Consider the following 13,719-nt stretch of genomic DNA (forward strand, 5'->3'; position numbering starts at 1 on the left):
GTTGGGGGGGGTGGTTTCTTTTTGGGGGGGGGGGGGGGGGGTTGGGGGGGGGGGGGGCCAGCGGTGTGGGGTGTGGTCGGGGACCGCCGGGGGGGCGGGGCCTCCGCCACGGGACCTCGATGTCCTCAGTGCTTGAAGACGTCCTTGGTCTTCTCCTTGGCCTGGCGGGCGTCGCCCTTGGACTGCTCCGCCTTGCCCTCGGCCATCAGGCGCTCGTTGCCCACCGCACGGCCGATCGTCTCCTTGGCCTTGCCCTTGGCCTGCTCGGCCTTCGCCTTGCCCTTCTGGTCACCAGCCACGGTTCGTTCACTCCATGTCGTATCCGACTACGGGGTCACCACACCGAGTGACCGCGTAGCGGCCGCTCAAACGTGCCGTACGTCCGCCGGGGCCATGAGAGCCTGGCCCTGATCATGATCAGCGTGAAGATCCCGGAGGACGGGGCATGACCATCAACCGGCCGGGACTGCCCGGTGACCTGCCGCCGGCGGAGGTGCTCTGGGCGCGCTGGGCGCTCATCGCCGTACTGGAGGCCACCACGGAGGCCGAGCGGCGAGGTCACCACCGTACGGGGACGTGGGTGGACGACGAGGGGCTGCACCTGGACGACGGCGGATGCACCTGGTGGGGTCTCGCACGCCGGGGCGAGGGGCGGTACGTGCTCTTCGGCGAGGACGAGTCGAGCGGGGTCAAGTGGCACGAACCGCCGGTCGACATGCTCGCGGGCGGGCCCGGATGGCTCCCCCACGAGCAGCTGAAGGACCTCGTGAGCGGATGCCAACTGGGCTGCGTCTACTGGTACGAGGGCGGGGCGTGGGCTCGCGCCGCCTACCCCGGCACACTGCACGACGACGGGCTGGACTGCGGCATGAGCCGCTTCGTCGACCGGACCGACGTACTGCGCACCGTCGCCGACGAGGACCACGGCGCCACCTCGGCCCAGGACGCGGAGACTCTGCTGGGGCACGCCGAGAGCCACCGGCTGACGCCCGCGCTGCTGATGTCCCTCACCGCCGATCCCGACCGGCGGCAGTGGGACCGGCCCGCTATGACCAGGGCGCTGGAGCAGGCGGGCCTGAACCGGCCGTGATCCGCCGGATCAGTGACAGCACCCGTCGGTCGCCGCCGCGGAAGCGGCCGTGGTGTCCAGTCGGCAGAAGCAGGACGCCTCGATGGGTACGTCCGCGAGCGCGGTCGCGAGGGTGAGCTGGTGGGCCACGATCGCGGCCTCGCCGGTCTTGCCGCTCCGCAGCAGGCACTCGTGGAAGCCGTGCAGCGCCCAGACGTTGTTCGGGTGCTGGAGGGGCCGGGGCAGCGTGTCGTCGAGGCCGAGGTCGGCGCGGTAGACGGCCTCGGCCTCCGCCACGCGGCCCTGCTCCAGCAGCAGTGCGCCGTAGGCGTGGCGGGTGGGCTGCATCCAGCCCCAGGGCTCGTCGTAGGGCAGGTTGTCGTCCAGCAGGATGGAGCGCTCCAGCGCAGCGAAGGCGGCGTCGTACTCGCCTCTGCGGTAGGCGAGTTCGCCGTCCAGCATGGCGGAGGCGACGGCGAGGATGTCGTGGCAGGTGTTGTTGAACAGCATCCTGGTCTCGGGTACCCGGCCCATCGCCTCGCGAAAGAGGTCGCGTTCGGTCTCCGCCCGGTCGACCTCGCCGGTGGCGGAGAGGGCGACGCCCCGGGCGTAGTGCCGCATGGCAACGGTCGTCGCGTAGAGCTCCGGGTCGGCCGGCGCGGGCAGTTCCAGGATCTCGCTCCAGCGGCCGAAGCGGATGAGGACGTGGACGCGCATGGCCAGGAAGCCCTCCAGCCAGTCGGCCATCGGGGGGCTCTGGACGCGGAGCAGGTCTTCGGGGATGGCGGCTTCCAGCCGGGCGGCGGCGTCGAGGGCGACCTGCGCCTGTCCGAGGAACATCGCGCCGTAGATCTTGAAGTGGTGGTTGTGCGCCCGGTAGAGGGTGTAGAAGTTCATCGCGCCGGCCTGCCGGAAGTACTTCTCGTCGGCGGCGATCGCATCGCTGTTGGCGGCGACGACCTGGCGGTAGTCGCCGCACAGGACGTCCAGGTGTGAGGGCATGTGGAGCAGGTGCCCGGCGTCGGGCACGAGACCGCGCAGGCGGTCGGCCACGGGCAGGGCCTGCTCGGGGGCCGGGGACATCTCCATCAGGTGGATGTACAGGTGCAGGACGCCGGGATGGCTTGCCCCTGCCTCACCGGCGAGGGCGTCTTCCAGCACGGCCCGGGCCTCGGTGGTCCGGGCGCCCTCCGCCGGCCGGCCGGTTGTGAGGTCCCACAGCTGCCAGGGGGTGAGGTTCATCGCGGCGTCGGCGTGCAGGGTGGCGATGTCCGGGTCGCCGGGCGCCAGTGCGTAGACGGCGCGCATCGCGTCCGCGTAGGGCTCGTTCCACACCGAGCAGTCCTCGACGGCCTGGGCCTGCGGATAGCGGGCCCGCAGCGCGCCGATGAGGGCCCGCTCGACCGGGGTGGCGCGGGCGGCCTTCTCGTGGGCCCTTTCCACGGCGGTGTGCGTACGCTCGACGGTTTCCGCGAGTTCCGCGCCGTCGAAGAATTCCCAGGGCTTGTTGTAGTTCGGGCCGAGCGCGTAGGCGATACCCCAATAGGCCATCGCACAGTCGGGGTCGGCTTCGGCCGCCCTTTCGAAGCAGGCGACGGCTTCCTCGTGGTGGAACGCGTAGGTCCACATCAGGCCCCGGTCGAACCAGAGTTGGGCGTCGGCGGAGGACGTGGTGACGGGACGGCGGTACGTGCCGAGGTCGTAATAGTCGCCCATGGGGTTTCTCCTGGGAAAGCGGCCGGGGGCCGTGAGAATAGCGGTTGCGGTCCCGCCCTCCGACGTGTGCTTCATTCTCGTATTTCCAGATTAGCGGTTTCGCAGCGGCGGCCCCGGGGCCCGGGCATGGTGGGAGGCATGACCGACCTTCCGATTTTTCCGCCCGGCTTCGTGTTCGGGGCAGCCACCGCCTCGTACCAGATCGAGGGGGCGGTGCGCGAGGACGGGCGCGGGCCGTCCATCTGGGACACCTACAGCCACACCCCGGGGCTGGTGGCGAACGGGGACACCGGCGACGTCGCTTGTGATCACTACCACCGGTACCCGCAGGATGTGGCGCTGCTGCGCGAGCTGGGCGTCGGCTCGTACCGCTTCTCGATCGCCTGGCCGCGGATCGTGCCGGACGGGTCGGGCCCGGTGAACGTCAAAGGACTGGACTTCTACGCACGGCTGGTCGACGAACTCCTGGAGGCGGGGATCGCCCCGGCCGCCACGCTCTACCACTGGGACCTCCCGCAGGCGCTTCAGGACACGGGCGGCTGGAGGGTGCGGGAGACCGCCGAGAGGTTCGCCGAGTACGCGGCCGTCGTCGCGGAGCACCTGGGCGACCGGGTCCCGCGCTGGATCACCCTCAACGAGCCGTGGTGCAGCGCCTTCCTCGGATACTCCGTCGGCCGGCACGCCCCGGGCGCCCGCGAGGGCCGCGGCGCGCTGGCCGCCGCCCACCACCTGCTGGTCGGGCACGGCCTGGCCGTGGGGGCGCTCCGGGCGGCGGGAGTGCGCGACGTGGGGATCACCCTGAACCTGGACCACCACCTCCCCGCGACCGGCTCACCCGCCGACCGGGCGGCCGTCACCCGCGCCGACACCCTGCACAACCTGGTGTGGACCGAGCCGCTGCTGAAGGGCCGTTACCCGGCGGGCGAGGAGGAGACCTGGGGGGAGCTGATCAGCGGTCAGGACTTCCGGCGGGACGGCGACCTCGAACTGATCTCGCGGCCCCTGGACTTCCTGGGCATCAACTACTACCGGCCGCTCGTCGTGGCCGACGCCCCTTACCGGGAGAGCGACCCGGCGCGGCGCGTCGCGACGGACAACCGGTACGAGGAGGTGCCTCTGCCCGGCGCGCGGCGCACCGCCATGGGCTGGGCCGTGGCCCCCCGCACCTTCACCGATCTGCTCGTGGACCTCGCGGAACAGTACGGCCCCGCCCTGCCTCCCGTGGTCATCACCGAGAACGGCTCCGCGGAGGACGACGAGCCCGGCCCGGACGGGGTCGTGCACGACCCGGACCGGGTGTCCTACCTGCGGGACCACCTCACCGCGTTGCGGGCCGCGATGGACGCCGGCGTGGACGTACGCGGGTACTACGTGTGGTCGTTGCTCGACAACTTCGAGTGGGCCTTCGGATACGGCAAGCGCTTCGGGATCGTCCACGTCGACTACGCAACGCAGCGGCGGACGCCGAAGGACAGCTACCACTGGTACCGGTCCGTGATCGCCGCGCAGCGGAGCTGACCGGCCCGGTCAGACGCTGGTCAGGAGCTGCGCCGCAAGGATCTTGACCATGGAGTTGGTCCAGCGGAGCTGCCGGAGGGTCTGCGGGTGGCAGTCGCCGGTCAGCGTCAGGAGCCGCTCGTCCCGGGTGGCCTGCGCCGCCTGGGCGAGCATCTCCCAGTGGAGCGAGTTGCGTGCGGCCGCCAGGTGCAGGTCCCGCAGGTCGTGCAGGAGGAGCAGCCCGGTCCCGGGGCGTCGGCCGAGGGCTTCGGAGGCCTTCTCCCGGAGCGCGGCGAGCGCACCGGGAGACGGGTGGTCGCGCGGGCCGGACAGGTCGAGGCCGTGGTCGCGGCCCGTGTCGGCGAGGCGTGTGGCGTGTTCCCGGGACCAGCGGGCGACGTCCACAGCGACATGGCGGAACTCGTGGTCGGTGCGGTGCCGTGCGGCGGCGGCCAGCAGGTCCTGTTCCAGATCGCGTTCGCCGTCGTGCAGGAGTCGCAGGGTGATGCCGATGCCGCTCATGATCCGCTCCCCGCCGTGCCGGTCGGTGCCGCGGTGTCGCTCGCGCGGCGGCTCACGAGGGTGACGCGCGCCGCGCCGGTCTTGAACAGGGGCTGTTTGGACGCCGGGTCCCAGTCGGTGACGGTGGTCTCGTTGGCGGCGCGACCCGGGCCGTCGTCGGGCGGTCGGTGGCCCTCGGGGGTGTCCCAGTAGCCGTAGTGGAAGGGCAGGAACACCATGCCGTCGCGGATCGCGGTGGTGCGCAGCCGGGCCCTGACGGCCCCGCGCGGGGTCGTGATCCGGACGAGATCGCCGTCGGCGAGGCCCTGGGCAGAGGCCTCGGCGGGCGACATCTCCGCCCAGACGTCCGGTGCTGCGGCGTTCAGCTCGGGGGCGCGGGCGGTCTTCGTCCGGGTGTGGAAGTGGTAGACCGTGCGCCCGGTGATCAGCTGGAGGGGATGGTCGGGGGAGGTGTCCTCGTGGGGCGGCAGGTACGCGGCGGCTTTGAGGACCGCCTTGCCGTCCACCACGCGGCCCCCGCGCACCGCGATGTCCATCGCGTCGCCGTTGGAGTGCAGCAGCGAGGCGGCCTGCACCCACCGCTCGACGTCCTGCTCGCCGAGCCCCGCCGCGAGATGCGTGTCGGTCCGGGACGGCCAGGGCGTGCCGGGCTCGAACGGCGTACGCGCGCCCCAGACGTCAGCGATCCGGTCTGCCGAGGTGTCCACGGCCGCACCTCCCGCACAAGACGACGCTGTGGACCGTGAGTCCCCCCCGGCCGCGTATGACACAAAGCGCACGGCCGGTCACACAAGGTACATAGGTGATGCGCGCCGCGATCATCTTGTCGTTCGATCGTGGGGACCTTCACCGACGGGCTGGCACCGCCCAACTCCCGCTCCCTAGGATGTACTTCCTGTCCAGCCAGTCCGTTGGCGCGGCACCCTGCAGGGGGAACGATGCATTCCGAGAAGCAGCTGTCCACCGAGATCGACGCGTCCGTGCCGACGGCAGCGCGCATGTACGACCACTACCTGGGCGGCAAGGACAACTACGCCGCCGACCGCGCGGCGTGCGAGGAGCTCGACAAGGTCGTGCCCAGCACGCGCCGCCTGGCCCTGAACAACCGGCGCTTCCTGCAGCGGGTCGTGAAGACCCTCTCCGAGGAGTACGGCATCCGGCAGTACCTGGACCACGGATCCGGTCTGCCGACCCAGGACAACGTGCACCAGGTCGCCCAGCGCATCGACCCCACGACCCATGTGGTCTACGTCGACAACGACCCGATGGTGCTGGTCCACGGCCGGGCGCTGCTGGAGCAGGACGAGCGCACGACGGTCATCCACGCGGACCTGCGCGAGACCGACCTGATCTTCGGCCACGCGGACACCAAGCGGCTCATCGACTTCGACGAGCCGGTGTGCGTGCTGTTCAACTCGGTGTTCCACTGCATCCCGGACAGCGACACCGACGGACCGCTCGCGGTGGCCCGCCGGGTACGGGAACGGCTCGCGCCCGGCAGCTTCATGGTGATGTGCCAGCTGGTCAGCGAGGACCCCGAGGTCCGCTCCTTCGTCACGAACTTCATGGACCAGGCGACCCAGGGCCACTGGGGCCGCGTGCGCGAACCGAAGGACGTGGAGACGTACTTCGAGGGTCTGGAGATCCTCGAGCCGGGGCTGGTGGAGGTGTCCACCTGGCGTCCGGACACCGAGGTCGCGCCCCGTCAGCTCACCCACGAGTGGATCGAGTTCGGCGGAGTCGGACGGATCCCCCTGGACACGTGAGGCGATGCCGCGTGCGGGGCGAACGACCGTCCCGTACGCGGCGTTTTCACGTCACGGGTAGCGCTGCTCCATGGTCTGGCGCAGCAGTTCCAGTGAGTCGCGGGGCTTGAGCGCCTCGTCCGCGAGGCGGTCCAGCGCGATCCGGTACTCCTCGGTCTCGTCGCGGTCCTCGAGGAAGTTCGCGCTCCTGATGTGCTCCAGGTAGACCACGTCGGGCAGATCGAGTCCGCCGAAGCGCAGATACGTGATCGGGATGGCCGGCGCCGAGGCGTTGGTGACGCTCAGCGGCACGATCTGCAGCGTCACATGTGGCCGTTCGGCCATGTCGACGAGGTGCGCGAGCTGCTCCCGCATCACCTCGGTACTGCCCAGGACGCGCAGCAGTACGGATTCGTCGATGACCGCCCACAGCTGCGGGGCGTCCGTCCGCGACAGCAACCGGGCCCGCTGCATGCGCAGTTCGACGCGGCGCTGCACCTCGGCGGCCGGTGCGTTCGGCAGGCCGCGCTCCACGACGGCCCTGGTGTAGGCCGGGGTCTGCAACAGGCCAGGCACGTACTGGATCTCGAAGGTACGGATGGTGGCGGCGGCCTCCTGCAGTCCGACCAGCCGGTCGAACCACTCGGGCATCAGCCGCTTGTCGTACCGCTGCCACCAGCCCGGCTCACCCGCGCGCTGCAGCAGCTTGAGCAGCACCGAGACCTCGTAGTCGTCGGTGCCGTACAGCTCCAGCAGCGCCCGGACGTCGTTCTCCGTCGGCGGGCGGCGGCCCTTGCCGGACTCGATGCGGGACAACTTCGCGGCGCTGAACCCGACAGCGCGCGCCGCCTGGTCCTGGGCCAGTCCGGCGTCCTCGCGGAAGCCTGCGAGCTGTACACCGACCAGCATCTTCAGCAGAGTCGGGGCCGGCTCGGGCCTGTCCAGGTAGGGTTCCAGACGGGAGATGCGATGCGACGCGGCGGACATCCTGACTCCCAGCAGACCGGCACAAGGGCGACTAACACTATCGCACTTCACCGGGTCTTCACGCATCCGGCCGCAGCACCCCGGCAGAAGTAGGGAGTTGGACTCCGCTTCTCCCCCGGGGTGCGGCACCGCGCGAGCTGCTGCCACCCGCCCCTCAGATCAGGTGGTCGAACTCGCCGTCCTTCGCTCCGGCCAGGAACGCCGCCACCTCCGCCGACGTGTACACGAGGGCGGGGCCATCGGGGTCACGGGAGTTGCGCACGGCGATCCCGCCGTCCACGAGGGGGGCGACTTCGACGCAGTTGCCTTCGGCGTTGCTGTGCCGGCTCTTGATCCAGCAAGCTTCCAACGAGCTTGCCTGCACTCCGTTCCGCACTGGTGGCACCGCAGTCTCCTTGCTGTTCTCGTTCCCCGCCGCGCACGGTGTGCCCGGCCGTTCGGCCGAGAGCGGCCGCGTCCCTTCGGCCGAACTCGCCCCGGCTTGCGTACCCTCGACGGCTGGTTTTTCACGCAATTTCTCGTGCAATTGCACGCGGACGCCTTCAGCGTGGATAATAGCTGCGGCGTCAACCCCCGGGCGGACGCCCCGTCCTGACGTCGCATCGGGGAGATGCCGTGTCATCACCTGCGCAGCACGCGCTCCGGCCGCCGAGTGGGGCCGCGGCACCCGCGGGCGCCCCCGGGGCGGGCCGGACCGCGCCGCTCGACCGGCTCACGGCCTCGCCGTTCGGGGCCCCGCCCTCGGTGCCGACGACACTCCCGCAGTTCTCGGGGGCCCTGTCGGCCTCGGCCGTACTGCGGGTCGAGTGCAGCAGGGAGGGGTTCGCCCGAGCCCGCTCCTTCACCCGCGACACGCTGCACGACTGGTCGCTGGACCACCGCTGCGACGACGCGACCCTCGTCATCACCGAACTCACCGCCAACGCCGCGACGCACGCGGTGCCGAGAAGCCCGGGTGCGCCGGAGATCCGGCTCGGATTCCTCCTGGACCCCGGCCATCTGCTGGTCACCGTCTCCGACCCCGACGACCACCCGCCCGTGTTCGCGCCGACCGGCGTCGCCCTGGAGGAGCACGGCCGGGGTCTGTGCATCGTCGACGCCCTGTCCGAGGAGTGGGGGTGGACCCCCAGTCCCCCGGAGGGCAAGACCGTCTGGGCCCGACTGGCCACCCGGTCGGCCACCCCCTGCCCACCCATCTGACACTCTGCCGCGGAAAGGCCCCTCGCCATGCGCAGCGCTTCGACGGAACACCCGAGCAGCGAGCGCCCCCAGCGCCCCGACGCCCCCACCGGGGTGGCCCGGACCACGCCGCTCACGGCACTGGACCGTGTGCCGTGGGGCGACATCCAGGACTCCACCGGCTCGGCGGCGGCGATCCCCGTCCTCCTCAAGGGCATCGCCGGGGGTGATGCCGACACGGCCCGCTCCGCTCTCGACGATCTGCGGAAACGGATCTGCCAGTTCGGTTTCGTCGTGGAGCAGGCGACCGCGGCCACGGTCCCGTTCCTGTGGGAGCTGGCCAAGCAGCCGCAGGTGACCTGCCGTGCCCAGATCATCCGGCTGCTCAAGAGCATCGCCGACGCGCGGCAGTGGGAGTCCACCGCCGCCGTCTACCCGAAGTTGCTGAACCACCGGGAGAACCCGGTGGTGTGGGAGCGTGCGGCCCGTCAGGCCGTGCGGGCCCGGCGCGGCGAGCTCGGCCGGCTGATGGTGGACGAGGACCGCGAGATCGCCCGGGCGACGAACGAGCTGGCCCGGTCGCTGGGCGCCTGAGGCCGTCGTACGGTGTGCGGTGGGCGGTGAGCCCGCGCGGGCCTCGGACGTGACGAAACGGTGAGGACCCCCTGTCACCATGGGTGATGCCCCTCGCCTCCCGGGGCGCGGCAGTGTAGACATGGCACATGGTCCGACTCATGGGTCGATCCGCGACTCGATCGCCCCTGCGGCCCGGCGCCGCGCCGTCGCCACGGCAGCGGCGGGAGGGGGGCTCGTCGCGGTGGCAACCGGCGGCGGGGCTGCGGTCGGTGCTGGGCGGGCGCAGCGTCGCCGGACAGGTCTTCCTGCTCGTCGTGGTGATCGTGCTGCTGCTCGTCGTGGCGGCGGTGGTGGCGTTGGTGCTGCAGGTGCGGCACGACACGACTCAGGAGGCCCGCAACCGCTCGCTCGCGGTCGCGGAGACCTTCGCCAACGCCCCGGGCACGGTCGAAGCGCTGCAGAGCCCTGATCCCACCGCGGTGCTCCAGCCGCGCGCCGAGGCCGCCCGTGAGCGGTCGAGGGTCGACTTCGTCGTCGTCATGAACACCGACGGGATCCGTTACACCCACCCCAAGCCCGACCGCATCGGGAAGAAGTTCGTCGGGACGATCGCGCCGGCACTCGCCGGGAAGTCGTTCACCGAGGAGATCGACGGCACCCTCGGGCGGCTCGTCCAAGCCGTCGTTCCGGTGAAGGACTCCGGCGGCGAGGTCGTGGGCCTGGTGTCGGCGGGGATCACCACCGAGAACGTCGGCGGGACCGCCGACCAGCAGTTGCCGCTCGTGCTCGCGGCCGCCGCCGCGGCGCTCGCGCTGGCGACGGCCGGGGCGGCCCTGGTGAGCCGGCGGCTGCTGCGCCAGACGCACGGTCTCGGTCCGCACGAGATGACCCGGATGTACGAACACCACGACGCCGTGCTGCACGCCGTGCGCGAGGGCGTGCTCATCGTCGACGACGCGGGCACCCTGCTGCTCGCCAACGACGAGGCGCACCGCCTGCTCTCCCTGCCCGCCGACGCGGAGGGCCGGCACGTCGTGAGTCTGGGTCTCGACCCGGGCATCGCGGACCTGCTGGCCTCGGGGCGGGTCGCCACCGACGAGGTGCACCTGGTCGGGGACCGGCTGCTGGCCGTCAACCAGCGGACCACGGACCAGGCGGGCGTCCCGCCCGGGAGCGTCGCCACTTTGCGCGACTCCACGGAGCTACGGGCCCTGTCCGGGCGGGCCGAGACGGCGCGGGAGCGGCTCAACATGCTGTACGACGCCGGGGTGGGCATCGGGACCAGCCTCGATGTGACCCGCACGGCCGAGGAACTCACCGAGCTGGCCGTGCCCCGGTTCGCCGACTTCGCCACCGTGGACCTGTACGACGCCGTGCTGGGCGGCGGGCAGCCGAACGCGGCGGCGACCCTCAGCCGGACGGCGGTGAGCGGGATCCGCAAGGACGCGCCGCTGTACCCGACCGGTGAGCGGATCAGGTTCGTCGACTCCTCCCCGCAGGGACGCAGCCTCGCCACGGGCGGCCCGGTCCTGGAGCCCCGGCTGGGCGAGGCCTCCGGCTGGCAGGCGCAGGACCGGAAGCGCTCGGCGCAGATCGTCGCGTACGGCATCCACTCGCTGATCACCGTGCCGCTGCGGGCCGGTGCGCTGGTGCTCGGCGTGGTCAGCTTCTGGCGCTACGAGAAGCAGGAGCCCTTCGACGCGGAGGAGCTGGCGCTGGCGGAGGAACTGGTGGCGCGGGCCGCCGTCTCCATCGACAACGCGCGCCGCTACACCCGCGAGCACAGCATGGCGGTGACGCTCCAGCGCAGCCTGCTGCCCCGGAACCTGCCCGAGCAGGGCGCCCTGGAGGTCGCCTACCGCTATCTGCCCGCGCAGGCCGGAGTGGGCGGCGACTGGTTCGACGTACTGCCGCTGTCGGGCGCCAGGGTGGCGCTCGTCGTCGGGGACGTCGTCGGGCACGGGCTGCACGCCGCTGCCACGATGGGCCGGCTGCGCACCGCGGTGCACAACTTCTCCGCCCTGGACCTGCCGCCGGAGGAACTCATCGCCCTGCTGGACGAGTTGGTCAGCCGTATCGACCAGGACGAGACGGAGGACGACGGCAGCGCCCCGGTCACCGGCGCGACCTGCTTGTACGCCGTCTACGACCCGGTCTCCCGGCGCTGCACCGTCGCGCGGGCCGGGCACCCCCCGCCGGCGCTGATCCACCCCGACGGTGGCGTGGAGTTCCCCGAGGTGCCCGCCGGTCCCCCGCTGGGCCTGGGCGGCCTGCCGTTCGAGACGGCGGAGCTGGAGCTGGCCGAGGGCAGCCGGCTCGTCCTGTACACCGACGGGCTGGTCGAGGACCGGGAGCGGGACATCGACGTCGGTCTGGAGATGCTGCGCGAGGCGCTCGGCCGGGCCGGGCAGTCGCCGGAGGACACCTGCCGGGTCGTGCTCGACTCGCAGCTGACGGCCCGTGCCGGCGACGACATCGCGCTGATCGTCGCGCGCACCCGGGCGCTGGCCGCCGACCGGGTCGCCGAGTGGCCGGTGCCGGCCGACCCCGCCGCCGTGGGCGAGGTGCGCGCGGCGGTCAGCCGGCAGCTGGCCGAGTGGGGCCTGGAGGAGCTGACGTTCAGCACGGAGCTGATCCTGAGCGAGCTGGTCACCAACGCACTCCGGTACGGCGACGGCCCCATACGCGTACGGGTGATGCGCGACCGCAACCTGATCTGCGAGGTGTTCGACAACAGCAGCACCTCACCGCACCTGCGGTACGCGACGATGACGGACGAGGGCGGACGCGGTCTCTTCCTCGTCGCACAGCTCGCGGAACGCTGGGGGACGCGCTATCTGCCCGCGGGGAAGGTGATCTGGGCGGAGCAGCCCCTGCCATAAGCCTCACTGGGGACTCCCCATAAAGTAGCCTTATGAGCTCATAGACCGGACCCTCGTACCGGGTTAGGCATGCCTTAGTTTAGGCTTCCCCACGAGATCGCTTGTCGCCGCTCGAAGGGAACCTGACCATGCCCCGCCCCCTGCGGGTCGCCATCGTCGGATCCGGCCCCGCCGGGATCTACGCCGCCGACGCCCTGCTCAAGTCCGAGGTGGCCGCCGAGCCCGGTGTGTCCATCGACATCTTCGAGCGGATGCCGGCCCCGTTCGGACTGATCCGCTACGGCGTCGCCCCCGACCACCCGCGGATCAAGGGCATCATCACCGCCCTGCACCAGGTGCTCGACAAGCCGCAGATCCGGCTGTTCGGCAACGTGGACTACGGCACCGACATCGGCCTGGACGACCTGCGCGCGTTCTACGACGGCGTGATCTTCGCCACCGGCGCGACGGCCGACCGGGCGCTCTCCCTGCCGGGCATCGACCTCGACGGCTCGTACGGCGCCGCGGACTTCGTGTCCTGGTACGACGGCCACCCGGACGTGCCGCGCACCTGGCCGCTGGAGGCGGAGAAGGTCGCCGTGCTCGGCGTCGGCAACGTCGCGCTCGACATCGCGCGCGTCCTGGCCAAGACGGCGGACGAGCTGCTGCCGACCGAGATCCCGGCGAACGTCTACGAGGGTCTGAAGGCCAACCGGGCCAAGGAGATCCACGTGTTCGGCCGCCGCGGCCCGGCGCAGGCGAAGTTCAGCCCGATGGAACTGCGCGAGCTGGACCACTCCCCCACCATCGAGGTCATCGTCGACCCCGAGGACATCGACTACGACGAGGGCTCGATCGCCACGCGGCGCGGCAACAAGCAGGCCGACATGGTGGCCAAGACCCTGGAGAACTGGGCGATCCGCGACGTCGGCGACCGGCCCCACAAGCTCTTCCTGCACTTCTTCGAGTCGCCGGTCGAGGTGCTCGGCGAGGACGGCAAGGTCGTGGGGCTGCGCACCGAGCGCACGGAGCTCGACGGCACCGGCAACGTCAAGGGCACCGGCACGTTCCACACCTGGGACGTCGGCGCGGTGTACCGCGCGGTGGGCTACCTGTCCGACAAACTCCCCAAGCTGCCCTGGGACTTGGACTCCGGCACCGTTCCGGACGAGGGCGGCCGGGTCATGCAGGAGTCGGGTGAGCACCTGCAGTCCACGTACGTCACCGGCTGGATCCGGCGCGGCCCCATCGGCCTCATCGGACACACCAAGGGCGACGCCAACGAGACCGTGGCGAACCTGCTGGACGACTACCGCAACGACCGGCTGCACACGCCCGCGGCTCCCGCGCCGGAGGCGGTGGACGCGTTCCTCGCCGAGCGCGACATCCGCTTCACCACCTGGGACGGCTGGTACCGGCTGGACGCCGCGGAGAAGGCTCTGGGTGAGCCCGAGGGCCGCGAGCGCGTGAAGATCGTCGAGCGCGAGGACATGCTGCGGGCCAGCGGCGCCTGACGCTTCCACCTGAGGTTTCACTTCCGCGGGGCGGGTTCGGTGGCAATGCCACC

Annotated in this window: 12 protein-coding genes and 1 pseudogene; 7 read left to right on the plus strand and 6 right to left on the minus strand. The window is 71.4% G+C overall.

Annotated features, from left to right (window positions below):
• Nucleotides 1–125: 125 nt before the first annotated feature.
• On the minus strand, nucleotides 126–299 hold the full coding sequence (locus tag ACFV20_RS32660) for a CsbD family protein (RefSeq protein WP_385663496.1): 174 nt from the start codon (nucleotides 297–299) through the stop codon (nucleotides 126–128).
• 146 nt (nucleotides 300–445) lie between these two features.
• Here ACFV20_RS32660 and ACFV20_RS32665 point away from each other — a divergent pair, with 146 nt between their 5' ends.
• Nucleotides 446–1,090, plus strand: a complete 645-nt coding sequence (locus ACFV20_RS32665) for a hypothetical protein (protein ID WP_385663498.1) — start codon at nucleotides 446–448, stop codon at nucleotides 1,088–1,090.
• A 9-nt stretch (nucleotides 1,091–1,099) separates the two neighbouring features.
• On the opposite strand, the gene ACFV20_RS32670 is transcribed toward ACFV20_RS32665, so the two are convergent.
• Nucleotides 1,100–2,785 (minus strand): hypothetical protein, encoded by a 1,686-nt coding sequence (locus ACFV20_RS32670; RefSeq protein WP_385663500.1) that lies wholly within the window; start codon nucleotides 2,783–2,785, stop codon nucleotides 1,100–1,102.
• A 138-nt stretch (nucleotides 2,786–2,923) separates the two neighbouring features.
• Between ACFV20_RS32670 and ACFV20_RS32675 the strand changes: the two genes are divergently transcribed.
• Nucleotides 2,924–4,303, plus strand: coding sequence for a GH1 family beta-glucosidase (locus tag ACFV20_RS32675; protein WP_385663502.1), 1,380 nt, complete (start codon nucleotides 2,924–2,926; stop codon nucleotides 4,301–4,303).
• A gap of 9 nt (nucleotides 4,304–4,312) precedes the next feature.
• Here ACFV20_RS32675 and ACFV20_RS32680 read toward each other — a convergent pair whose 3' ends face one another.
• Entirely contained in the window at nucleotides 4,313–4,804 is a 492-nt protein-coding gene (locus tag ACFV20_RS32680; RefSeq protein WP_385663504.1) for a hypothetical protein, read from the minus strand.
• Nucleotides 4,801–5,307 (minus strand): annotated as a pseudogene (locus ACFV20_RS32685) (molybdopterin oxidoreductase family protein); the annotation flags it as partial. The pseudogene ACFV20_RS32685 and the gene ACFV20_RS32680, both read right to left, overlap by 4 nt.
• Nucleotides 5,308–5,742: 435 nt before the next feature.
• Between ACFV20_RS32685 and ACFV20_RS32690 the strand changes: the two are divergent.
• Entirely contained in the window at nucleotides 5,743–6,570 is an 828-nt protein-coding gene (locus ACFV20_RS32690; RefSeq protein ID WP_385663507.1) for an SAM-dependent methyltransferase, read from the plus strand.
• 51 nt (nucleotides 6,571–6,621) lie between these two features.
• On the opposite strand, the gene ACFV20_RS32695 is transcribed toward ACFV20_RS32690, so the two are convergent.
• Entirely contained in the window at nucleotides 6,622–7,536 is a 915-nt protein-coding gene (locus tag ACFV20_RS32695) for a helix-turn-helix domain-containing protein (protein ID WP_385663509.1), read from the minus strand.
• Nucleotides 7,537–7,690: 154 nt separating this feature from the next.
• Entirely contained in the window at nucleotides 7,691–7,921 is a 231-nt protein-coding gene (locus ACFV20_RS32700; protein WP_385663530.1) for a DUF397 domain-containing protein, read from the minus strand.
• A gap of 230 nt (nucleotides 7,922–8,151) precedes the next feature.
• Between ACFV20_RS32700 and ACFV20_RS32705 the strand changes: the two genes are divergently transcribed.
• The 4 genes from ACFV20_RS32705 to ACFV20_RS32720 all read left to right on the plus strand — a co-directional run bounded on the left by ACFV20_RS32705 (nucleotide 8,152) and on the right by ACFV20_RS32720 (nucleotide 13,666).
• A complete protein-coding gene (locus ACFV20_RS32705; RefSeq protein ID WP_385663512.1) occupies nucleotides 8,152–8,736 on the plus strand; it encodes an ATP-binding protein in 585 nt (194 codons plus the stop codon).
• A gap of 27 nt (nucleotides 8,737–8,763) precedes the next feature.
• A complete protein-coding gene (locus tag ACFV20_RS32710) occupies nucleotides 8,764–9,309 on the plus strand; it encodes a hypothetical protein (protein WP_385663515.1) in 546 nt (181 codons plus the stop codon).
• Between the two features lie 140 nt (nucleotides 9,310–9,449).
• A complete protein-coding gene (locus tag ACFV20_RS32715; protein ID WP_385663518.1) occupies nucleotides 9,450–12,173 on the plus strand; it encodes a SpoIIE family protein phosphatase in 2,724 nt (907 codons plus the stop codon).
• 128 nt (nucleotides 12,174–12,301) lie between these two features.
• Entirely contained in the window at nucleotides 12,302–13,666 is a 1,365-nt protein-coding gene (locus ACFV20_RS32720; RefSeq protein ID WP_385663521.1) for an FAD-dependent oxidoreductase, read from the plus strand.
• The last annotated feature ends 53 nt before the right edge of the window (nucleotides 13,667–13,719 follow it).

It is taken from the genome of Streptomyces sp. NPDC059696 (assembly GCF_042733745.1).
GTDB lineage: Bacteria > Actinomycetota > Actinomycetes > Streptomycetales > Streptomycetaceae > Streptomyces.

Coding starts and splice junctions, on each gene's coding strand:
- ACFV20_RS32665 (WP_385663498.1), top strand. CDS start 446: ATGACCATCAACCGGCCGGGACTGCCCGGTGACCTGCCGCCGGCGGAG.
- ACFV20_RS32670 (WP_385663500.1), bottom strand. CDS start 2,785: ATGGGCGACTATTACGACCTCGGCACGTACCGCCGTCCCGTCACCACG.
- ACFV20_RS32675 (WP_385663502.1), top strand. CDS start 2,924: ATGACCGACCTTCCGATTTTTCCGCCCGGCTTCGTGTTCGGGGCAGCC.
- ACFV20_RS32680 (WP_385663504.1), bottom strand. CDS start 4,804: ATGAGCGGCATCGGCATCACCCTGCGACTCCTGCACGACGGCGAACGC.
- ACFV20_RS32690 (WP_385663507.1), top strand. CDS start 5,743: ATGCATTCCGAGAAGCAGCTGTCCACCGAGATCGACGCGTCCGTGCCG.
- ACFV20_RS32695 (WP_385663509.1), bottom strand. CDS start 7,536: ATGTCCGCCGCGTCGCATCGCATCTCCCGTCTGGAACCCTACCTGGAC.
- ACFV20_RS32710 (WP_385663515.1), top strand. CDS start 8,764: ATGCGCAGCGCTTCGACGGAACACCCGAGCAGCGAGCGCCCCCAGCGC.
- ACFV20_RS32715 (WP_385663518.1), top strand. CDS start 9,450: ATGGGTCGATCCGCGACTCGATCGCCCCTGCGGCCCGGCGCCGCGCCG.
- ACFV20_RS32720 (WP_385663521.1), top strand. CDS start 12,302: ATGCCCCGCCCCCTGCGGGTCGCCATCGTCGGATCCGGCCCCGCCGGG.